This is a genomic window from Roseomonas alba (assembly GCF_019430885.1).
Lineage (GTDB): Bacteria > Pseudomonadota > Alphaproteobacteria > Acetobacterales > Acetobacteraceae > Neoroseomonas > Neoroseomonas alba.
Window position 1 is genome coordinate 312543 of sequence record NZ_JAHYBZ010000001.1, and the last position, 20829, is coordinate 333371.

17 protein-coding genes and 1 pseudogene are annotated in these 20829 nt (G+C 65.1%); 11 read left to right on the forward strand and 7 right to left on the reverse strand.

All coding sequences use genetic code 11. The annotated features are described in order from the left end of the window. Positions 1–235: 235 nt before the first annotated feature. The 3 genes from KPL78_RS01395 to KPL78_RS01405 form a co-directional block, all read right to left on the reverse strand. Complete coding sequence (locus KPL78_RS01395; protein WP_219760855.1) at positions 236–952, reverse strand: sugar phosphate nucleotidyltransferase; 717 nt, start codon at positions 950–952, stop codon at positions 236–238. 15 nt (positions 953–967) lie between these two features. Next, positions 968–1960 (reverse strand): GDP-mannose 4,6-dehydratase, encoded by a 993-nt coding sequence (locus KPL78_RS01400; protein ID WP_219760856.1) that lies wholly within the window; start codon positions 1958–1960, stop codon positions 968–970. Positions 1961–2101: 141 nt separating this feature from the next. After that, positions 2102–3151, reverse strand: coding sequence for an NAD-dependent epimerase/dehydratase family protein (locus KPL78_RS01405; RefSeq protein WP_219760857.1), 1050 nt, complete (start codon positions 3149–3151; stop codon positions 2102–2104). Between the two features lie 119 nt (positions 3152–3270). Between KPL78_RS01405 and KPL78_RS01410 the strand changes: the two genes are divergently transcribed. Both KPL78_RS01410 and KPL78_RS01415 read left to right on the forward strand, forming a co-directional pair. Continuing rightward, the gene (locus tag KPL78_RS01410; RefSeq protein ID WP_219760858.1) at positions 3271–4392 is read left to right on the forward strand and encodes a glycosyltransferase family 4 protein; all 1122 of its coding nucleotides are present in this window, start codon (positions 3271–3273) and stop codon (positions 4390–4392) included. A 142-nt stretch (positions 4393–4534) separates the two neighbouring features. Continuing rightward, positions 4535–5371, forward strand: a complete 837-nt coding sequence (locus KPL78_RS01415; protein WP_219760859.1) for a class I SAM-dependent methyltransferase — start codon at positions 4535–4537, stop codon at positions 5369–5371. 195 nt (positions 5372–5566) lie between these two features. Here the strand turns inward: KPL78_RS01415 and KPL78_RS01420 are convergent, their stop codons facing one another. Together KPL78_RS01420 and KPL78_RS01425 are read right to left on the reverse strand one after the other, a co-directional pair. Then, the gene (locus KPL78_RS01420) at positions 5567–6820 is read right to left on the reverse strand and encodes a polysaccharide biosynthesis/export family protein (RefSeq protein ID WP_219760860.1); all 1254 of its coding nucleotides are present in this window, start codon (positions 6818–6820) and stop codon (positions 5567–5569) included. Then, a complete protein-coding gene (locus KPL78_RS01425) occupies positions 6817–7599 on the reverse strand; it encodes a sugar transferase (protein ID WP_219760861.1) in 783 nt (260 codons plus the stop codon). The genes KPL78_RS01420 and KPL78_RS01425 overlap by 4 nt, the downstream gene beginning before the upstream one ends. Before the next feature lie 388 nt (positions 7600–7987). Between KPL78_RS01425 and KPL78_RS01430 the strand changes: the two genes are divergently transcribed. The 9 genes from KPL78_RS01430 to KPL78_RS01470 all read left to right on the forward strand — a co-directional run bounded on the left by KPL78_RS01430 (position 7988) and on the right by KPL78_RS01470 (position 19047). Next, a complete protein-coding gene (locus KPL78_RS01430) occupies positions 7988–9556 on the forward strand; it encodes a GumC family protein (protein ID WP_219760862.1) in 1569 nt (522 codons plus the stop codon). A gap of 64 nt (positions 9557–9620) precedes the next feature. Further along, the gene (locus KPL78_RS01435) at positions 9621–10622 is read left to right on the forward strand and encodes a glycosyltransferase family 2 protein (RefSeq protein ID WP_219760863.1); all 1002 of its coding nucleotides are present in this window, start codon (positions 9621–9623) and stop codon (positions 10620–10622) included. A gap of 29 nt (positions 10623–10651) precedes the next feature. Then, a complete protein-coding gene (locus tag KPL78_RS01440; protein WP_219760864.1) occupies positions 10652–11929 on the forward strand; it encodes a lipopolysaccharide biosynthesis protein in 1278 nt (425 codons plus the stop codon). After that, entirely contained in the window at positions 11908–13380 is a 1473-nt protein-coding gene (locus tag KPL78_RS01445; protein WP_219760865.1) for an O-antigen ligase family protein, read from the forward strand. Before KPL78_RS01440 ends, KPL78_RS01445 begins: the two co-directional genes overlap by 22 nt. After that, positions 13377–14327: a hypothetical protein gene (locus KPL78_RS01450; protein ID WP_219760866.1), complete on the forward strand. Its 951-nt coding sequence runs from the start codon at positions 13377–13379 to the stop codon at positions 14325–14327. Before KPL78_RS01445 ends, KPL78_RS01450 begins: the two co-directional genes overlap by 4 nt. After that, positions 14324–15469: a glycosyltransferase family 4 protein gene (locus KPL78_RS01455; protein ID WP_219760867.1), complete on the forward strand. Its 1146-nt coding sequence runs from the start codon at positions 14324–14326 to the stop codon at positions 15467–15469. The genes KPL78_RS01450 and KPL78_RS01455 overlap by 4 nt, the downstream gene beginning before the upstream one ends. Continuing rightward, positions 15459–16307, forward strand: a complete 849-nt coding sequence (locus tag KPL78_RS01460) for a glycosyltransferase family 2 protein (RefSeq protein WP_219760868.1) — start codon at positions 15459–15461, stop codon at positions 16305–16307. Before KPL78_RS01455 ends, KPL78_RS01460 begins: the two co-directional genes overlap by 11 nt. Before the next feature lie 223 nt (positions 16308–16530). Then, positions 16531–17541, forward strand: coding sequence for a polysaccharide deacetylase family protein (locus KPL78_RS01465; RefSeq protein WP_219760869.1), 1011 nt, complete (start codon positions 16531–16533; stop codon positions 17539–17541). 273 nt (positions 17542–17814) lie between these two features. Further along, positions 17815–19047 carry a glycosyltransferase gene (locus tag KPL78_RS01470; RefSeq protein WP_219760870.1) on the forward strand — a complete coding sequence of 411 codons (1233 nt, stop codon included), beginning with the start codon at positions 17815–17817 and terminating at the stop codon, positions 19045–19047. Positions 19048–19158: 111 nt separating this feature from the next. Here KPL78_RS01470 and KPL78_RS01475 read toward each other — a convergent pair. Both KPL78_RS01475 and KPL78_RS01480 read right to left on the reverse strand, forming a co-directional pair. After that, positions 19159–19874, reverse strand: a pseudogene (locus tag KPL78_RS01475) (integrase core domain-containing protein); the annotation flags it as partial. 89 nt (positions 19875–19963) lie between these two features. Next, positions 19964–20758 carry an SDR family NAD(P)-dependent oxidoreductase gene (locus tag KPL78_RS01480; protein ID WP_219760871.1) on the reverse strand — a complete coding sequence of 265 codons (795 nt, stop codon included), beginning with the start codon at positions 20756–20758 and terminating at the stop codon, positions 19964–19966. Positions 20759–20829: the final 71 nt, after the last annotated feature.

The following is a 20829-nucleotide window of genomic DNA, read 5'->3' on the forward strand; positions in this document are numbered from 1 at the left end:
AGCAATCCCGCTAGAAGTTCGAAAGATAAGGTCGATACAACCAGCGGTGACCACTGCACAACCATATATGTACAAAAAAGAAATTACTTGAACAGGAATATGATTTGAAAAGGCAATAATGAAATTTTATATTTTTACATTTGATAAAATTGGGGAAATTTTTGGATTCCCAGCGCCGCCCGTGCTTTGCGGAATAGGCGAGCGTCCTCGGCAGTAATTTGGTTGTACTCGGGGCTCAAACGCCGTCGGGCAGGAACCTCGTCAAGTTTTCGGAAAAAATCGTCTGCGCACGCTCAAGCTCGCCTTGGTTCCCAAGGTCCAGCCACAGCGCATCTGGTGTATAGGCCTGAACCTTTCGGTTCTGCTCGATGAGTTTCAACACGAGTGTAGGGGCGTCGAGATATTTTCCCGGTGGAATGAACTGCTGGACGCTAGGCGAGTATACATAGACACCCATGCTTGCCGCATAGATGTGTGTCGGCTTTTCGTCGTAACCAGCGACGCGCCCCTCCTCCGTAAGGTCCAGCACGCCCAGTTCGATCCGTGTCCGGTGATGCACGACGCCAACCGTCAGTTCAGCCTGCGTCTCGAGATGGCTGCGATACATGGCGGCGAAATCCATCGTGGTCAGAATGTCGCCATTCAGCACGAAGAACGGGGCGTCGAGGCCTTCGATGCTTCCAACGGCCCCAGCAGTGCCAAGGGGCTCCTGTTCCGTGTGGTAGCGGATCCTGACACGTTTCGAGATGGCGCTGTGGTCGAGGTAACTCCTTATCAGCGGGCCAAGGTAACCGATCGAGATGATCGCTTCGTCCACGCCAGCCCGTGCGAGTTGGCGGAGCAGGATCTCAAGGATCGGCAACTCGCCTACCGGCATCAACGGCTTCGGCAACACCGTCGTGAACGGCCTGAGGCGCAAGCCCTTGCCTCCAGCCATGATGACAGCCTTCATGTGCGCCTCCCTCGATCAGACATGGTACGAGCCCTGGACCAGAAAGCCGGGGTGACGCCGTACCCAGTCCACAGTCGCCGCGATCCCATGCTCGAAGCTCGTCGTCGGACGCCAGCCGAGCAGTCGCTCGCCTTTGCGCGCATCGGCGATCAAACGCACTACTTCGCTCTTTTCCGGGCGTATGCGCATCTCGTCGGTTTCAATCGGCAAATCGCGCCCAATAACACGCAGGATTGCCGCCGCCGCCTCGCCAATCGTGATCTCGATGCCGGTCCCGAGGTTGACCACCTCGCCGAGTGTGTCCGGGGATTCCGCCACGCGGATCGCGCCTTCCACCGTGTCGACGACGAAGAGGAAGTCGCGCGTGGGCGTGAGCGCACCCAGGCTGATGCGGTCGCGTGAGAGTGCCTGTGCGATAATCGTCGGCAGCACTGCGCGCGCCGGCTGGCGCGGACCAAACGTGTTGAACGGCCGGCACAGCGCAACTGGCGTGCCGAACGACCGCCAGTAGCTCAACGCGAGCGCATCCGCCGCGACCTTGCTTGCCGCATAGGGCGATTGCGGCTGCAAGGGATGCGCCTCATCGATCGGGGCATAGATCGCCGAGCCATAGACCTCGCTCGTCGAGAAGGCGACGAGCTTCGACACGCTGTGACGCCGGCACGCCTCCAGGACATGGGCAGTACCGATGGCGTTGGTCTGCATCACGTCGAGTGGATGCACGTACGAGTAGGGGATGCCGATATGTGCGGCGAGGTGGAACACGACCTCCTGCGACGCCACCGCACCATCCACGCCCGCCGGATCCTTGAGGTCGCCCATGATGATGCGCAGCGCCGCGCGTGTCGTCTTCGGCATGTCGTCCACCGCGCCGGCGACGCCGCGGGAACTGTAGCGCGTGAAGATGGTGACCTCCGCCCCGCGTGCGAGGAGCGCCTCACAGAGGTGCGAACCGATGAAGCCGGCGCCGCCCGTAACCAGAACCTTCTTGCCGCGCCAGAAGCTCATGAGATCGATAGCCCTCCTGTGAAACCTTGTCCGGTGCGGAGATCTCCGCGGGAACCCGCCGGGAATGCCGAAGCGATGACGGCAGCGCCCCGCCGGCGGCACGGGCGTGGTGCGCACGGCCTCGTAGGCCGCGGGTCCCGATCACGTCGCATGGTGCGCATGTTGCCCACCCGCCGCCGTGAACATCGCCGCCAGCGAGTCCGGTAGCGCGATCTCTGCACTCCAACCGGTATCCGCGGCGATCCGCGCGGGATCGCCGTAGTGGATCGAAGGCTGGTCGGCGCGAAGCCGCGCCTCATCGACGACCCAATCGAAGTGACGGGGACTTGCTGCGCGAAGCGCCTGAAGCAACGCCGATACCGGTCGTGGACGCCCGCTGCAGATATTGTAGGCGCCGCCAAGGCCCCGCGATGCCAGGCTGAGCAGCGCACGCGCAACGTCGCGCACGTCAACCCAGTCGCGCTCGGCGGTGATGTCGCCGACGCGGATCCGGACCGGCCCATCACCTGGCGCGGCGAGAATCTGGCTGATGAAGGTCGCCGGCACCAAGTGCTCGGCTTGCCCCGGGCCGATGACATTGAATGGAACCGCGAGCGTGACCGACAAGCCCGTCGCTTGCGCGAAGTCGAGTGCGACGCTCCCCGCAGCCGCCTTGGAGATTCCGTAAAGGCCCGTGGGCCTGCAGGCATCGTCCTCCCGCAGGCCACGACCGATCCTTGCGAGCGGACCGTACTGGGCCGCGGACCCGACAACGAGCACTTTCCGCACGCCGGCGTTCAGCGCCGCCTGCAGGAGCATCTCTGTTGCGAGCACATTGAGCTCGAGCATGGCCCGACGTGCCGGCAGGTCACGCGGCGGGGCCGAGACGCCGGCGAGATGGAACACCAGATCGGGGCGCGCCGCCGCCAGGGCCGCGTCAAGAACCGCGGCATCTCGGACGTCGCCCGCGGCATGGCGCACTGGGGCGCCCATCTCGGTGACCGGCGCACTTCTGCCAAAGCACGTCACTCGGCAACCAACATCAACCAGCAGCGGCAACAGCGCGCGGCCGACGAAGCCCGAAGCCCCGGTCAGAAAGACAGATGTGCCTGCCAGAGTATCGATGCCAGCCTCCCCACGAGCAATCACACGATCGCCGATGCGCCACGTCCGCCGGCGCATCCGCGGCGCGAACGCGTCCAGACGGTCCATTCCGGCCGGCGGCCAATCGGAGCCTCCTTGCCGCAACGTCAGCGCCAAATGTTTCACATTCGAAGCGGCCTTCGCTATAGTTCTTGAGTGTCGGCGGGAAATTCCAACGGGACCTCGCGATGGCTCGCATTCTGATCAACGCCATGGCGATGGGCGCCGTGAAGACCGGAGTCGGGCGCTTCATCGATGAGCTCCTGACCGCACTCTCGGGGATCGACGGCGACAACGAGTACAACGTCTACACAACCGAACTCGGCCGGCGGGAGCTCCAGCTCGGTCCAAACTTCACGGTGCACGCACCGAGGCTCTCGCGGCCCGTGCGACTGGTCTGGGAGCAATTGGTTCTGCCGAGCTTGGTGCGTCGCCATGGCGCGGAACTGCTGCACGGTCAGGGCTTCACACTCCCGCTGCGCAAGACCAGCCGGCAGGTCGTTACAATCTATGACATGACGTGGTTCAGCCACGGCCAGACCCATGAACGCGTCAAGACTGCCTATTTTCGAACCCTGATCCCGCGTGCGCTGCAGCAGGCAGACCACATCCTCGCGATTTCGGAAAGCACCGCCGCCGATATCCGCGCGTTGTTTCCCGCAGCCGGCGCGCGTGTGGTGACGACGCCGGGTGGCGTCGGGCCACACTTCTTCAGGCGCCCCAGCGAGGAAGCGACGCAGACGGTGCTCCGGCGGTTCGGGATCGACGGGCCATTTCTTCTTTCAGTCGGCACTTTGCAGCCACGCAAGAACCTGCCCCGCTTGCTCGAGGCTTTCGCGTTGCTGAAGCGCGAGGGATCAATCCCGCATCGCCTGGTCCTCTGCGGCGAGCCCGGCTGGGCAAACAGCGACGTCTACAAGCGCGCACAGGCACCGGATCTTGCCGGGCAAGTGCTCTTCACGGGCTTCATCGCGGATTCCGACCTCGTCGGCCTCTATGCGGCCTGCGACGTCTTCGCCTATCCGTCGCTCTACGAAGGCTTTGGCCTCCCCGTGGTCGAGGCGATGGCGGCGGGTGTCGCGGTCCTCACCTCCGATAATTCGTCGCTGCGGGAAGTGGCAGGTGACGCCGCATTGCTCTGCAATCCGATGTCGGTCGAGGACATCGCGGCGAAGCTGCGGCTGCTCGCGGAGGATCCTGCAATGCGTCAGGACTTCGTCGCCCGGGGGCGACGGCGTGCGGAATTCTACACCTGGCAGGAATGCGCGCGCCGGACGCTCAACGCCTATCGCGACGCGCTGGCGACCTAGGGCCAGCCATGGATCCAGCGCAAACCATGGCCTGCGTCGACAGAGGGCAAGGCTTCGTCGTCCCTCATGGACGCGATGCCGTTGCCGTTGCCGTCGCAGCGTGGGTGTCCTGGCGCCCACCGAGCACAGGTTGGAGTACCCCGTGACACGGACCGAAGAACCCACCTCTGGTGCGGACCGCATCGACCGCGAAAGCAGCCACTGGGATGCAGTGGCTGCAGCCGAGATCGCGGAATACGGTGAGGCGCTCGCCGTCCTGCCCGCCGACCTGCACGATCGCGCAAAGCCGTGGTTGCCTTTCCTCGATCTGCCGGTGCTCACCGCCTGCCTGTTCGAGCGGTTGGGCGACCTCTCTGGCCGTCGCATCCTGGACCTTGGCACGGGGAATGGCTTCCTCGCGACGGCGCTCGCGCATCGCGGCGCGGAGGTCATAGCAGTGGACGTCTCTCGCGCCTCGCTCGCCTTGGCGCGTCAGCGGGCGGAACGAAGTGGCGTCCTCGACCGCATCACCTTTCACCTGGCGAGCGCTGAAAGCACCGGGCTGCCAGATGCGTCCTGCGATGCCGCCTGTGGTCTCTTCGTGCTGCATCACACGCAGCTCGCGTCGTCGGCCGCGGAGTTGTCTCGCGTATTGCGGCCCGGCGCGCCGGCGGCCTTCGTCGAAACCATGGGCTTCAACCCGCTGCTCTCAGCCGCCCGGCGGATCCTGCCCGGGCGCTTTGGGATCGAGAAGGCTTCGACCGACGACGAGGCACCGCTTTCTCCCTCCGCCGTCCGGGGCTTTGGCGAGGTCTTCCAGGGCAGCGTCGCGGTCGAGTGGCCGACCGTCGTGTGCGCGCGAATGCTCTGCTACTTGCCCTTCATGCGTGGACGGCTCGCCTCGGCTGTGCTGCGAACAGCCGATCGAGGCCTTGGCAAGGTGCCTGGAATGGGGCGGACGAGTTACTTCGGCCTCGTCTGCCTGCGTCGCAGCGACTGAACCGCATGGCGGGCTGATGTTACACGCAAGCGCCGTCCCTGCGGTCGAGCCGCAACTCCTCCGGCGTGAGGTCCTGGGCCGCGTCGGCCGCGAGCACATCCCAGTGCGGTGGCTCCCGAGGATGCGGACGCGGCGCGCTTCCGACGGTGCATCACGGCTTCCATTCGGGTAGCTGCGAGCAGCCCGTCGTCATGTTCACTGCGCCGGTGCCGCTGGCTGTGCCCCCGACGCAAGGCGACGCCCGGGTTCCGACCCATCCAACGGCACCTCGACCAAATCCCCGGGCATCAGCGGCGTATCGGAATGCGCCATGATCCGCTGGGGAGGCGAAGAACGGACACGCATGATGGTGATCATGGGCGCCGCACGGCTGCCGAGGGGAACATCATCGGGGGGGAGCGTTTCGTGAAGCTGAGCGAGACTCGCACGCACCTCCTCGAGCGCGACGCGCAGGCCGGTCAGACTGTCCTCGGCCTCCTTGAGGCCCGTCGTGATCTCGAGTTGGCGCTGAACCTCGGTGTGTGAGCGTGTCTGCTCGACGCGCGCCAGTTCCTGTCGTGCACGCGCGATGAATGCGAGAATCTGCCGTCGCTCGCCTTCCACCTGGACCGCGGCGCGGGCCAATTGCACGACCCGGGAATCGCGCGCGGTTAAGCCTTGTCGCATCAGGTCCGCGACATAGGCCCTTTCCTGCTCCAGTAGTGCGGCCTCGCGGTCCTTCGACTCATTCTGCTCTCGCAGCGCGCGAATTTCGTCATTGAAGGCCGCAGCTTGCGCATCGAGCATGGAAATCAGGCTGGTGAAGCCGGCATTTCGACGGCGCATGATGTCGCGTTCGGCAGCAACGGTCTGCTCCAGGCGCTCACCCGGCAGGAAGCGCGCGGCCGCTACGGGCGGGGCGAATTCCTCGGCGCCGGAGGCTTCAGCCGCAAGGCGCGCCTGTCGGATCAACATGAGCCCCATGGCATCCTGGCTTTGACGGAACCGCTCTCGGAGCCGGAATACCTCCACGCGAGCACCGACCTCCTCAAGTTCGATCCGCCTGGGCCCACCAGCGGCCGCGAGTGCATGTGCCACCGTCATGCCGTACTGGAACGGGACCTGGCCTGGACGGCGGACATTGCCGGCAACCAGCACGGGTTGCAGCTCCACGACCTCGACCGAGACGCGCGGATCAAGCAGCGAGGCATCGTCGCGCATCCGGCGCATCAGCGTCTCGCGTACCTCCTCGATGGATTGTCCCGCCGCCGGCACGGTGCCGATGAATGGCAATGAAAGAGCACCGCCTGGCAAGACGCGAAACTCGCCGGACAGATCCGCCCGACGATGAACGATAACGGAGACGCGGTCGCCGGGCCCCAGGATGAAAGGCTCCGCGGCAGCGATTTCATATGATGAACCCAACGCGAGAAGAAGCGTGGTCAGACACAGCCGTGCAAGGCGAATCATGATCGGGCGCGTCTCCGTTCAGGGATTGGTACCGCCGCTTCAGCTGGCCGTTCCTTCTCGGCACTCCCGAGAAGGGGTTGATGCATGCGCGGCTGCATCGATGCCTTTTGCTCCGTGTGGCTCGCGAGCAGCGCGCCGAGCTCCTCCGGCGTGAACCGGAAGTGTGCCGAGATGCCGCTGAGCACCGTGTATACGAGAATCTTGAGATCCAGCAGCGGCGAATAGGCCGCGAGCACCGCACGGCAATACGCGATCTCCAACTCGAGCCGATCAGCGTCGCTGATCCGGTCGCGCCCAATGAGCTGGACCGGCCCGGTCAGCCCGCCGCGGACGAGAAACCGAGCTTCAACGCCAGGAAACTCCTTGGACAGGGCGGCAACGACATTCTCGGGTAGCGGCCGGTTGCCCACGACGCTCATGCGGCCGCTAATGACGTGGATGAGCTGCGGCATTTCAGTGAGCATCAGGCGTTCGATCGATCGGCCGATCGGCGTGTAAAGCGGTGAATCGGGAGGAAGGTTGAGGAAGCGCGTGTTCGCGATCGGAACCGTGTTGCGGTTTGCGATGCGCTCCGCATCCCGGCGCATCGTGCGGAACTTCAATACCGGCTTCGGCGGTCCCGCATCGAGACGCCGGCGGGAGACGTAGAATACCGGACGCCCCTCCAGGATCAGGATTCCGAGACAGGTTAGAAGAAGCATGGGCAAGAACGTGACGAGCATGGCCGTCCCCACCAAGAGATCAAAGCGGCGCTTCGCTCGAGGCATCGGATGGCTCACAATTCGCCTCATCTGACGGTGGGGGAAACCGAAGAGGAGGAGCGGCGCGTGCCACTCAAGCAACCGATACAGGGTCCGCCCTCACGAGAAGGGCTGGCCTGTCCGGGGATCATCAACCGTCGAACAGGCACGGGAACGAACCCGTCGTAGCGTCATGTCATCGTCCGCTTGCTGGCTCCAACTCCATCGAAACCAACATCATCGCTGCGGCGGAACGTTGCGCGGGCGGGTGTCGGCATGCAATAAAAAAAACGTCGCCAGAATGGTTTGGCTCTAGCTGCATCGTAAGGCGCAACCAGCCGGTGAATGACACCACCGAGACCGCAACTGTTGCGACGCTGCGGGGCCCGAACATGGCAGCTTGGCACTGTCCAGACGAGAGGACCGGATGGAAGGTGGTCGTCCGATCGGGAGCTCGGCATTCGGGGCAGCGCCCCGGGTAACCGGTCTGCCCACAGATCTTCTCGGCTGGGTCGCGCTGCTGCGCCGCCAATGGAAGCTGGTCTTTGCGTGCGCCGTGATGGGTATGCTGGCGATGATTGCCGCTGCCGTCTTCATCCGCGGGCCAAGCTACGCCGTCACGGCGAAGATCATGGTCAATCTGGGACCGGAAATGACAGGCTCGCCGCTCCTTGCAGCGCGGGAAGGCGCACCTGCCGCGCCTGCCATGCGACGTCCGGAGGATTCCGCGACCGGCGTCGAGATCTTCTCCAACCCAAGATTGATTCGTGATGCCGTATCAGAACTCGGGCTTGAATTCTTTCGCGGCGCACCGCCGCAGACCTTTCTTCAACGCCTGAAACACACCGCCTCGGAGGCCATGCGTGGGGCACGAGATGCCATCCGCGAGGCAATGGAGTTCGTCGGGCTTCGCCCACGCACAACAGAACTCGATCGGGTGACGCTCGCGATCGGATCGGCACTGAGGATCGAGCCGATCCGTCGCACGGACGTGATTTCCGTCACTTTGAACTACCCGGATCCACACGCCGGCGAGGTTCTGCTCGGCCGCTTCGTCAACTTGGCCCTCGCGGGCCATGCGGACGCCTACCGAATGCCGGGGGCGACCGGTTTCTTTCGGAGTGCCCTTTCCGAACGCCGCGCAGAACTCCGAAGCGCAGAGGATCGCCTCCTCAGCCTACGCACGGCAGGCCGCAACCCCGTATGGTCTGCGTCCGAGCAACGCACCGTGTTGATTCATGCCGAGGCCCAGGCTCAAACGCGTTTACAACAACTCAACGCGAACATCGTCGCCGTGGAGGCCGAGATCCGACAGGCCGAGGCTGCGCTCGCCCGCCTGCCTGAGGAGATCGAGCTGAGTGCCGTGCGTTCACGGAATACGACGACCGATCAACTCCGGGCACGGCTGACGGAACTCCGCCTTCAGCTGATCACACAACAATCCCGCTATGGCGAGGCAAGCGAGGAGATACGCGATATCCGACGGCAGGCCGACGCACTGATCGCGTTGCTCGCGTCGGAAGACACCTACCGCATCGACCAGGTGACCACGGGCGTCAACCAGCTGCACCAGGCGCTCGAGCGCGACCTGCTGACGCGACGCGTTGACCTTGAGGGGCAGCGCAATCGCGCACGCGAGCTCCAGGGCGAACTCGACCATCTTCGCGCCGAACTGCGCGACATCGAGACCGCCGATGTCGCGATCGCCGATCTGGAGCGCGAAATTGCGCGGCTGCGCCGCGCGGTTGATGTCTATGCGCGCGGCTACGAGGACGCGCGGATCGCCGAGGCCATGGAGAGCGTGCAACTCACCGGGCTGCGGGTCATCATGCCGCCGACCGCCGAAATCCTGCCCTCATCGCCCTCGCTGCGGCGGACGGCACTGCTCGGGCTTGTCTCCGGGCTTGCTATCGCCGCCGCACTCGTACTGCTGCGCGAATATCGCGCGAGCGGGGCCGCGGTCCGGGGCGCGTCGCACGAGACAGACATGTCATGACGTGGACAGATGCGAAGTCGCCGCGTGCACCCCAATGCGCCAGAAGGTGGTAGGTGCAACCGACATGACCGCCACCCCGCGCGTCAGCATCGTGATCCCTACCTACAATGCGGCGCAATGGTTGCCGAGTTCGATTGGAAGTGCGCTTGCCCAGCGCTTTACGGATTTCGAGTTGCTCGTGCTCGACAATGCGTCAACCGATGATACGGCCGTCGCCGTCGCCCGCTTCTCCGATCCTCGCCTCATCTATCGGATCAACGACACGAATATCGGCTTTGCCGGCAACGTGCATCTCGGCTGCCGGCTCGCGCGGGGGGATTGCATCCTCTTCCTCGGTGCGGACGACATCCTTGCGGCAGACTTCCTGACCGAGGCGGTAGGCTTCCTGGACGCCCATACCGACTGCAGCATGGTCCATGGGGCAGCGTTCTGGATCGATGAGAACGGCACGCGGTTCGGCGGCACCGGAGACGGTTGGCCGCGAGTGACCCCCGGTCGGCAGGCGCTGGTGGACGTCTTCCGTCATGGGTTCTGCTTCACCACCATGCTGATGCGCACGAACCTGATCCGTGCGAGCGGTCCTTTCCACGAAGGCTGGGGCGAGATCACCGATCTCTGGCTGTTCTGTCGCCTCTGTCTCGCCGGTAACGTCGGATACATCGACAAGCGACTTGTGGACTATCGCGTGCACAGCAATTCAATCTCCGTTCCGATGTATCGGACGAACTCGATGTTCCACAGGCAAATGAGCGCCGTCCGTGAGTGTTTCGCATGGCCGGAGGTCGTCGACGGCGGCAGCGCCGACATGCGCGCTTTGGCCCAACGCCTGGTCGCGCGCAACGCGATAGAGATCCTGCACGTAAGCCGTGCCGATGGTTACGGCCGCTATCTCTCGAACCTCTCCGAGATCGTCCGTGCCGTGCCTGACGTGCTCCTGCATCCGGAAAGCTGGGCACGGATCGGCTTCGGCCTGCTGCCTGTCCCGGCCATTCGCGCGCTCGCGCGGATGAGAGGACGGACCAGCGCCATCCCAACCGACAACCTGCCCCAACGGAGCAGGACGTGAGACGAGGTGCAGCACGGGACGGTCTGCTGGTGATCGGTGGCCGTATCGGCTTCGTCTGTCTCTGGTTCATCGGGATCATGCTCGTCTATCGCGGCCTCGGCCGGGACGAAGCCGGCCTGGTACAGGCGGGACTCTTCGCAGTCGCCATCGCCTGCGTGAAGATCGCCTCGGGCTTCATCGTCGATCCAGGCGATCTCGCGCTCATGCGACGCGTGCCGACTTTGCTCCACGAAGATCCGGCCGCCGCCTATGCGCTCTTTCGCGGTGCCTTCGCCCTGCGCATGGCTATGGCGGCTGTCGTCGCCGTAGCGTTGTTGGCCTTTGCTGCGTTGGCAGGTGAAAGCACTGCGGCATCCATCGCACCCCTGATGGGTTGGATCGTTGTGGCGATCCTGGCGGACGCGCTCTTTCGGTCCGTCATGGTGGTGCTGCAGGCGAGCGAACGCTTCACGGCCCTTGTTCTGCTCGAGGGTATGCTCCAGATAGCCCGCCTTGTTGCTGTGCTGATGCTCTGGGCGGGGGCGTGGATCACAGTGGAGCGCGTGCTGGCCGCCTACGGGGCCATCACCTTGGCTGCCGCAGTAACAGGCGCGGCCCTGCTGCTTCCCGCGGGACTGCTGCGTTCGCTCGAGTTCCGCCGAGGCGACATCCTAGAGCTGCTCGTCTTTCTTCGGTGGATGGTGCCGGCGATGATGATCGGCGCTGTCAATGAGCGGCTGGACGTGATGCTCGTCTTCGCGTCGGAAGGTGCTGACGCTGCCGGCCGCTACGGGGCGATGGCAGCGCTTGCGATGACGGCGGATATCGTCGCCGGCAGCCTCTCCTCGGTCATCCAGCCGCGCATCGCGCGCATGAGGAGCGACAGCAGCTATACCTCGAACCTCCGCATGTTCCTCGTCTTCTCCATTCCAGCGACGACGCTCGCTCTGCTCGCGGCGCTTCTGCTCGCTGCGCCGGTCGTGGAGATCGTGCTGGGGGCTGGATACGTACCCGGCGTGCCGGCATTCCTGTGGCTCCTGGCGGGAACGCTATTTTGGCTCGCGATCGCGCCGCTGCCGCTCGCCATGGTCGCGGTTCACGCACCGTCCCTCACGGTCGTGATTGCGCTTTGCCAGACGGTGCTGGTCACGCTCGTCGGCTTTGCCTTGCTCAACGTGTTTGGAATCGTTGGCATGGCCCAAGGTGTCTGCGTCGCGCGCGTCGGAGTGGCGCTCCTCCTGCTCGCACATGCGCAAAGGCTGGCGCGCGGGAAAGTTGAAATCAGACTCGGCCCCAGGGAAGTCTCATGCGGCGAATTGGGTCACTGATCCCCGCCGCGGTCGGTGGCGGCCTCTTCGTGGCTGCCGCAGTGGCCGGTCCCACCGTCGCAGCCGGGGGCATTCTCGCCGTGGGGCTCATGGCACTCATCTACGTGGTGCCCGCAATCGGCCTCGCTTTCATGCTGTTCACGAGCACCGTCCTGCAGGTGCCGGGTAGCGAGCAGGTGACCGGCCTGCCGCTGAGCCTGAACAAGATCGCCGGCATCGTGACCCTCGCCGCGTGGGGCGCGCGCAGCGTCGTGAATCGCGTGCCCATCACCTGGTCGCCAGTGATGCCAGCCCTGCTTTCCTTCGTGGCGGTCGTAGTGCTCTCAGGTTTCGTTACGGCGAATACGACGGAATATGTGCAGGGGATGACGCTGTACATTCAGCTCGCGGCGCTGACGATCATGGTCGCGAACATTGGCGGGGAGAATGATCACGCACTTAATGTCACATGCGTCACGCTTTCCACGGCGATGACCGCGTCGACACTGCTCGCATTCGCTGAGTTCTTGCTGCCTTCACTGGCGATCGAATACGAGGATGCTGGGGCGAGCGGCGTCAGCATCGGCGCCCAGATCGATAGCGGCTCTCTCGAGGGCGTCGAGATCAAGCGGGTCACGGGCGGCCTCGAGGATGCGAATTGGTTCGGCTACACTCTCGTCGGCGTTCTTCCGATCAATCTCTATCTCTTCCACCGGTTTGCTACGACGGGGGCGCGTCTCGTCATCCTCGCCATGGCAGGCCTGCAGAGCATGGGCATAGTGCTCTCGCTCACGCGATCGGCTCTGATCGGGTTTGCCGTCGCACTCATCTGGCTTGTGATCCGACGCCGACTTCCGCTCGGTCCCCTGGTCGCCGCGGCAATTCTCGGCGGGATTGGGATCGCCGCCTGGAATCCCGCCGGGCTCGAACGCATCTACTCCATCAGCTATGCTGAGACAGGCGGCAGCACACCGATCCGCTCCTACTACCTTTGGGGCGGCATCTCGCTGATCCAAGAGCGACCCTTGTTCGGCTACGGCTACAGTCAGTTCGGGCCGAACCTCTTCGACTGGTTCCGAAGGCAGCCGCGGCTGCCGCCAGACGTCGCGGCCTATGAAAGCGAAACTTTGCGGCGCGCGGCGATCGGGGAAGACAGCCTGGCACTCATCAACGCCCACAACATGGTGGTGCAGGTCTGGGTCGAGTTCGGCCTCCTTGGGCTGCTGACCTTCGCGGCGCTTTGCGCTTTGCTCCTCCGCGATCTCGCACTGGTGCGCCGTTACGGCGCCCCGCCCCACAGGCTATTGGCGGACTGCCTGTTCGCCTCGACCGTCGGCTTCCTGGCTTGTGGCGCGTTCGGGGCGGTGATGCTGATCAAGATGCCGTGGATTCTGGCTGGCTTTGCAGCAGCGCTCCGGCGCGTCGCCTTCACGGCAGACGCAGGGCTTGGCGTGCGTGGGATCTCGCCATGAATGCCTTCGCCCGCCTCGGACGCAGTACGCTTCTCGTGCTCGGCACAGGCTACATCCTGCACTTCTTTTCGGAGACCGTCTTCTGGTCGGTATGGCGGCCGGGGGACGAATTGTCCGGCCGGCTCTTTGGTCTGCTGCTGTATTGTCTCTTCGCCTATCTCACGCTCGTCGTCATTCGACTTTTCCGGATCGCAGACATTTGGGGGCTGATGCTGGCGGGCGCGTTCTTCGGCTGGACCTGCGAAGGCGTCTACGCGATGACCGTATACGGCGATAGCTCCATGCCGTTTCCTTTGACGATCGCCTGGACAGCGCTTGCATGGCACGGGCCGCTCTCGGTCGTGCTTGGCTGGTACATGCTCGGCGTTGCCCTGCGGGAACGGAGCCCCGGCCCGAGCCTCTTGCTGTCCCTGGGTTTGGGTGCGTTTTGGGGTCTGTGGGCGCTCGGTTGGCGGGGCGAAACGCCGCCGGTCTCCGTCGAGCCCGATGAGTTCCTGCTGCACGCCACCGCTGCGACCATTTGCCTCGCCTCGGCACATGTTCTGGTCGCGATCGGACGTCCTGAGACCTTCGCGCCATCGCGCTGGGGCATTGCGCTCGCTGCCTTGCCGGTCCTCGCATTTTTCGGTGCGGTAACCGTGCCGACGGTGCCGATCTCCGCCCTCGTCCTGCCGGTTCTTCTCGGCGCTCTCTACGTTGCGTTGCGACGCCTCCGCGCGAGCTCCCCTGACAGCAGTCTGCTCATCGCGTTCCGCCCTCCGCTCCGCATATGGAACTTCATCGCCCTTGCCGCGATGCCCCTCGCCGCGACGGCGGTCTACATGCGCGCCTCGCCGTCTGTGCCCGACTATCCGACCGTGCACCCGGCAGTCGCGGCCGTGATCAGCGTCGGGGGCACTCTTCTTTTCGCAATCGGCTATCGTCGCGCATTCCGGCGGCGCGCATGAGACCGCAGATTCCCCTTGTGATGGTCAAGGGCGCTTATGACAGCGTCGGAGGCCCTGAATCCCTCCTGCACGTGATCGCGGAATCCATCGACCGCAATCGCTTTCCACCGTTGCTCGCACTGCTTGCCCGTCCCCGGGAAACCCTGCCCCGCATCCTCGCGGATCTTGCCGAGCAGATGCCTTCCGAGCGGCTCGACTGGCACGGCCTCGCAGCCGCGCCACTCACCGCCAAGTACCTTGCGGCACTGCTGGCCGATCGCCCCGGCGCGATTCTTCATACGAACGACATGCGGTCGAATCTCCTGGGATGGATGATCCGGCGCGTTCGACGCGTGCCCTGGATTGCCCATGTGCATGGCTGGCTGGGCAACACGCATTCCGGACGACACCGGCTCTACGAGGAAGTCGACCGCCGACTTGTTCCTGGGGCCGACCTCGTGCTGGTTGGTTCGAACGCAATGGCCGAGGAGGTATCTCGCGCAGGTGCACGACGGGTCGGCATCGTCACCAACGGCGTCGCGGCGGATGATCCCGCTGCGTATGCTGAACAGGGCGCCACCATCCGCGACGCCGTGGCGCCCTCGGGAGGCCTGGTGGTCGGCGTGCTCGGCAGGCTGCACCCGGGCAAAGGGCAGGCTTTGCTGATCGAAGCAGTCGCCCGGCTGCGTGCCCAGGGGCTGGATGTCACAGCGCTGGTCGTTGGCGACGGCCCGGCCGATGCACAGTATCGCGAACTCGCGGCAAACCTCGGCATGGCCGAGCACGTGCACTTTGCCGGCCTCGTGCCGGAGGTCCGACCGTGGCTCGCGGCGATGGACATGCTCTGTATCCCGTCTCTCAAGGACAGCATGCCGATGACGGCAATGGAGGCGATGAGCATCGCGGTCCCCGTCATCGCATCGCGGGTCGGCGAACTCCCCGTTGCGATCGAGCATGGCGTCTCAGGGTTGATCGTCGAGGTTGGGTCCGTGCCCTCGCTCGTCGCCGCGATCGGACGCCTCGCCGGCTCCCCCGAGGAGAGAGTGCGGTTCGGCCAGGCAGGGCGCAGGCGCTTGATCCAGCACTACTCTCCGAATGCGATGATGCGTCAACTCGAAGGCTTCTGTGAGGAACTCGCAAGGGAGGCGGAGCGTGGCACATGAGTCGGGGGGGCATTGTCAGGACCCTGACCTCGCAATCGTCATCATCAGCCATGGGCATGACGCGATGCTTCCAGCCTGCATCGCATCGCTCCAACCCGCGCTCACGGAACTCTCGAGCGAGATCGTCGTGATCGACAACCTGCCGGATGGAGCCGCTGCGAAGGCGGTCGCCGGGTTTGACGTGCACGTCCTGCGCAACGATCGCTCGGTTGGCTTCGCAGCCAATGTGAATCGTGGTGCCGCGGCGACCACAGCACCCTTCCTGTTGTTTCTCAATCCCGACACGGAGCATCGCGAAGGGCGCTTGATCGACGCGATCCGCTTTCTGGATGAGCATCCCCGGATCGGACTTCTCGGTTGCACCCTGGTCTCGGAGAACGGCACGCTGCAGCAGAATTTCCGGCGCTTTCCCTCTCCCGCGGTACCGATAGCCCGCGGTTTCGGCGCCGAGCATTGGCCTTGGCGTCCAGCCTGGTACACGCGCGCCACCATGCCCATGGGGAGGCGCGCGACGCCGTTCGCCGTTGATTGGATCTTCGGCGCCTTTCTGCTGATGCGCCGAGCCGATTTCGAGCGAGTCGGAGGCATGGACGAACGCTACCGCCTCTACTACGAGGACGTCGATCTCGCCTGGCGGCTGCGACGCGCCGGGCTCGCGACTTGGATCTTCCCGGCGATCCGCTTCCTCCATGTGCACCAGCGCGCAAGCGCAAGACGTCCATTCAGTCGCGCGTGGTGTTGGCATGTCGGTAGCGCCTTGCGCTACTTCGCTCCTCGTGTGGGACACGCGCCTCCCCCTCTGATGGAACCGCCCGACAATGGGGACGGCGGGCCATGACGGAGAACGTCGCACTACCCGATGCCGCGACGCACGCCGAGGGCGCTCGGATGCCTGTGTCCCGCGGCCGTTCCATAGTGCTCCTGCAAAGCTGGCGGGATCTGAGGCTGGCGAACATGAACGCGACGATCATGCAGGCAACGTGGTCTCGTATCGTGCCGGCTCCTTCGCTGTGCGTTCCACAAGACCGTCCCAGCGACGCGCGCCGCGCCTTGTGCGGTGCATGTTGAAGGAACTCCTCATTCGCGTCGGCTTCGCGCACATTGCCCTCCCCATCCTGGGCGGGAGGGGCGCCGTCTTGGTCTTTCATCGCCTTGGCCCTCCGCAAGCGGACCTCATCTTCGAGGCCAATCAGCGCAATATTGTCTCGGCATCGACCTTCGGGCTGCTGCTCGATGCGCTCGCCGAAGATGGCGTCGACGTGGTGACGCTCGACGAGGCACAGCAGCGGCTTGCCGATCCGCGCGCCCGGCGTTTCGTCTGCCTCACGTTCGACGACGGGTACCGCGACAATCACGACCTGCTGCTGCCGATACTCGAGGCTCGGCGTGTGCCTGCAACGGTCTACGTTGCGCCTGGGCTGGTCGATGGCACATCGCCGCTGTGGTGGTATGCTCTGGACGAGGCCATAGCGCGCGAGCCTCGACTACGCTTGCCGTTGCCTGCGGAGACCACGATTGCCACCGGCGATCGCACTGGCAAGCAGCGTGCTTTTGCAACCACGGCACATGTGATGACGACCGCCCCCGCCGATGTGCGCGCCGGTCTGATGACGGCGCTCATCGAGCGCTATGGCGTCGACCCCAAGGTCCTCGCCGCACGGCACATGATGGATTGGACCATGATCCGGCGCCTTGCCGCTTCGCCGATGATCGAGATCGGCGCCCACACCTTGAGCCATCCACCGCTTGCCACCCTGACCGAGCATGCTGCGGCGGAGGAGATGGCCGGCAGCCGCGAGCGGCTTGAGCACGAGACCGCGCGCGCTGTCCGCCATCTCGCATTTCCGTATGGTTCGCCCGGCACGACGGGTGCGCGCGAGGCGCAAATCGCAGCTGCGCTTGGCTTCCGCACCGCTGTGACGACCGTACGCGGCAATCTTGATCGGCGACACGCTGAAGCGCGGCATGCCTGGCCGCGGCACGGCATGGGGCCTGCTGACGGGCCCTCGGCGCTAAGATTGAGGCTGGCGGGCATTTCCAACCCGTTCCACATCGTTCGTCCGGATCGCTGATATGCGCATGCACCTGGCAGCGCCCAACCTCGCAATGGGCGCCTGCCCCGTAAGCGCTCGACGCCGATCTTGCCTGGCGCGTCCAGGTCGCGCAGGCGTCCGGAGGATCCGGTGGCCGGGTCTCGGCAGGCGTGTGGGCGGCGAGGCTTCGTTTCAGTGCCCCGGTCGTCCGATGCTGAGCTGCGCATCGCAACACAAGTGCTTGTTGCTTGCGCCGATCCAGTGATGCCTCCATGAATCTTGAGTGGAGACCCTGGCGCGGCTGGAGGTGCCATGATGCCTGAAGGATCGACGGGATACGCTCGCACCGTCCCGCTGCAGGGACAGGACATCATCTGCCTTGGCCCCGTCGAGTGGGGCGTGATCAACAGTGTCACCTCCCATTCGGCGCTCGGCCTCGCGAAGCACAACCGGGTTCTCTACGTCGAGCCGCTCCGCTCCTGGGCAACGCTCCGGCGCACGTTGCGATGGCAACGCCGGGGGAAGGAAAGTAAGCCGGCGCTCGAGCACATCACTGACAATCTCTGGGTTTTCCGTCCCCCGCCAATCGCGCTGCCGGGGCTGACACGTTGGCGCTTCGTGTCCGAGGCGAACGGCATTGTCCTCGCACGCTTGCTGCGGCGGGTGTCCCGGCAGATGGGACTTCGCGATCCAATCCTTTGGTCGACTCTCTACGAGAGCGGCTCGGTGCTGCGGCATTTTGCCTCGCCGCTCCGGATATTCGAATCCGTGGACTATGATGCTGCTCTTGCGCGTGACGACAGTCACCGTGCGCTCGTACTCGCACTTGAAGCAGATGCGTGCCGGTCCGCCGACCTTGTGATGGCGGTAACCGAGGAACTGGCGCAGCCACTTCGTGCGTACAACACGTCGGTTCATGTGGTGAATTGCGCAGCCGATCTTGAGTTCTTCGGCCGCGCCCTGGATCCGGCAACGCCGCTGCCGCCGGCGATTGCAAGGCTGTCGCGACCGGTGATCGGCTACCTCGGAGGCGTGGATCCCTGGAAGATCGACATCGCATTGCTCCGCCACATCGCGCAGCAACATCCGGAATGGAGCATTGCGCTTGTGGGGTACATATGGTTCGGCTTCGATGCCTCGGTGTTCGCTGACTGCCCGAACATCCACCTGCTCGGCAAGCAGCGCTACGAAGACTTCCCCGGCTTTCTCAAAGGCATTGATGTAGCGATCATGCCCTTCCCGCTGAACGACGTCACGCTGAGGGGAGACGCTCTTAAGCTGTATGAGTACCTCGCAGGCGGCCGCCCCGTGGTCAGCACGCGTGTGCCGGCCGCGTGCCGCCTCGCCGATGTCGTCCGCATCGCCGATGCCGCCGACGACTTCGCGCGGGCGATTGAGGCGGCACTTGCCGAGCCGCCAGCGCTTCGCGCGGCTCGGCTCTTAGCGGTCCGACCCCATTCCTGGGAGGCCAGGGTACGCGAGAAGTCAGAGATTGTTCGCGCTGCCCTCGACGCCAGAGCCATTGCCCAGATGTCACGCTCCTAGCGCGCGGACCAACCTGAACCATCACCGGATGGAGGGTAAGCGTTCGACGAGGACCGTCTTCGGGCATGGGCTGTGAATGTGCCGGGTCGACGTGGAGCGGATGGCTTCGAGCTAACGCCAGGGATGGTGACCCTGCCCCCAAAGAACCCTCATTCGTGGGCAGAGCCTGTTCTCCATGTGCCCCGACGCGGGGCGGGTTGCAAAGGCTGCTGAGGTGAGCCCATTCAGGCTCGTGTGCGGGCGGGTCGTGTTGTAGTCGTCCAGGCTTCGAGGATCCGGCGCGCCGCGGGCAGGCTGCCGAACAGGGGCGCGTTGAGGCGTTCGTCGCGGAACCGGCCGTTGAAGCTCTCGACGAACCTGCTCTGCTGCGGCTTGCCCGGCGCGATGTAGTGCCGGGGCCCGTTCCTGCTGCCAGCGCAGCATCGCGTGCGAGGACAGCTCGCTGCCGTTGTCGCTGACGATCATCGCCGGGCGGCCACGCAGCGCCACGATCCGGTCGAGCTCACGCCCGACGCACAGCCGCGACAGCGATGTATCCGCCACCAACGCCAGGCACTCGCGGCTGAAGTCGTCCACCACCGCCAGCACGTCGAAGCGCCGGCGTTCATCCGCCAGCGTCCGCGGCCTGACGCGGACCTCGCCATCATCAGGACGCCGCGAGACGTAGCGGTACGTCTTCGGCGCCACACCGACGAGGTGGCAGGCGCCGTGCTGCGAGTAGTCCTTCTCCTCGATCGCCCGGGTCACGGCTTTCCTCCGCGAGCCGTGCGTCAGACGCCCTTTGCCAGCATCTCCCGCAGCGTCGAGACATCGAGCGTGGATGCTGCCGCCAGCAGCTTCTCCAGCCGCGACAGCCGAAGCGTCAGGGTGATCGGAGGCGCCTTTCGACCTTTGCTGAAGGCAAACCCCTCTGCCGTCAGAACCCCGGTCGCGGCGTAAGCTCCATCATCACCTGGTCGAGCCCCCCATCCACCAGCAGTTCCGCCCCATTCACATAGGACGCGCGCGGGCTGGCGAGGAACGTCACCGCATCCGCGATATCCTGCGGCTTCCCCACCCGCCGGCGTGGCACGATGGCTTCTCGCCGTTCGAGGATGCCTGGCGCCTGATAGAAGCTCTCCGACATCGGCGTGCGGATGAAGCCGGGGCTGACGATGTTGCTCCGGATGCCGTCCGGCCCCCATTCCAGCGCGAGCTGTCGCGACAGCATCGCTACCCCCGCCTTGGACGGGCTGTAGGCCCCGCTGCGCGGCTGCGGGTTGGTCGCGGCGATGGAGGCGATGTGTACGATCGCCCCGCCGCCACGGGCCAGCATCTGCGGCCGCACCGCCTGGGCGCAGGCCAGATAGCCGGTCAGGTTCACTGCCATCAGCGCATTCCACTGCGCGATCGGCAGGTCCGCGAGCGCCCCCGGCCGCAGGATGCCGGCATTGTTCACCAGGATGGCGGCATCGCCGAGCGTGGCGCGCGTCGCCTCCAGCGCCGCGTGGACGCTGGCCTCGTCGGTGGTGTTGCAGGCGGCGGCGACGGCCCGCGCGCCCTTGGTCCGCAAGCCCGCCGCGACCATCTCCGCCGCCGCGCCGTCGAGGTCGAGCACCCCGACTGCCGCCCCGGCTGCCGCCAGTTCGACGGCGATGGCGCTGCCGATGCCGCCGGCCGCGCCCGTGACGATCGCGACGTGTCCCGCAAGTCCGAGCCAATCCTGAGCCATGGTGTTGTCCTCCCAGGCGAAGCCTCGCGCGGGTAGGTCAGCAACGCAAATCCGGGGTCATGCCGCCGGGC

Coding starts and splice junctions, on each gene's coding strand:
- KPL78_RS01480 (WP_219760871.1), bottom strand. CDS start 20,758: ATGGCTCAGGATTGGCTCGGACTTGCGGGACACGTCGCGATCGTCACG.
- KPL78_RS01395 (WP_219760855.1), bottom strand. CDS start 952: ATGAAGGCTGTCATCATGGCTGGAGGCAAGGGCTTGCGCCTCAGGCCG.
- KPL78_RS01450 (WP_219760866.1), top strand. CDS start 13,377: ATGAATGCCTTCGCCCGCCTCGGACGCAGTACGCTTCTCGTGCTCGGC.
- KPL78_RS01430 (WP_219760862.1), top strand. CDS start 7,988: ATGGAAGGTGGTCGTCCGATCGGGAGCTCGGCATTCGGGGCAGCGCCC.
- KPL78_RS01400 (WP_219760856.1), bottom strand. CDS start 1,960: ATGAGCTTCTGGCGCGGCAAGAAGGTTCTGGTTACGGGCGGCGCCGGC.
- KPL78_RS01410 (WP_219760858.1), top strand. CDS start 3,271: ATGGCTCGCATTCTGATCAACGCCATGGCGATGGGCGCCGTGAAGACC.
- KPL78_RS01465 (WP_219760869.1), top strand. CDS start 16,531: ATGTTGAAGGAACTCCTCATTCGCGTCGGCTTCGCGCACATTGCCCTC.
- KPL78_RS01455 (WP_219760867.1), top strand. CDS start 14,324: ATGAGACCGCAGATTCCCCTTGTGATGGTCAAGGGCGCTTATGACAGC.
- KPL78_RS01420 (WP_219760860.1), bottom strand. CDS start 6,820: ATGATTCGCCTTGCACGGCTGTGTCTGACCACGCTTCTTCTCGCGTTG.
- KPL78_RS01435 (WP_219760863.1), top strand. CDS start 9,621: ATGACCGCCACCCCGCGCGTCAGCATCGTGATCCCTACCTACAATGCG.
- KPL78_RS01405 (WP_219760857.1), bottom strand. CDS start 3,151: ATGGACCGTCTGGACGCGTTCGCGCCGCGGATGCGCCGGCGGACGTGG.
- KPL78_RS01470 (WP_219760870.1), top strand. CDS start 17,815: ATGATGCCTGAAGGATCGACGGGATACGCTCGCACCGTCCCGCTGCAG.
- KPL78_RS01445 (WP_219760865.1), top strand. CDS start 11,908: ATGCGGCGAATTGGGTCACTGATCCCCGCCGCGGTCGGTGGCGGCCTC.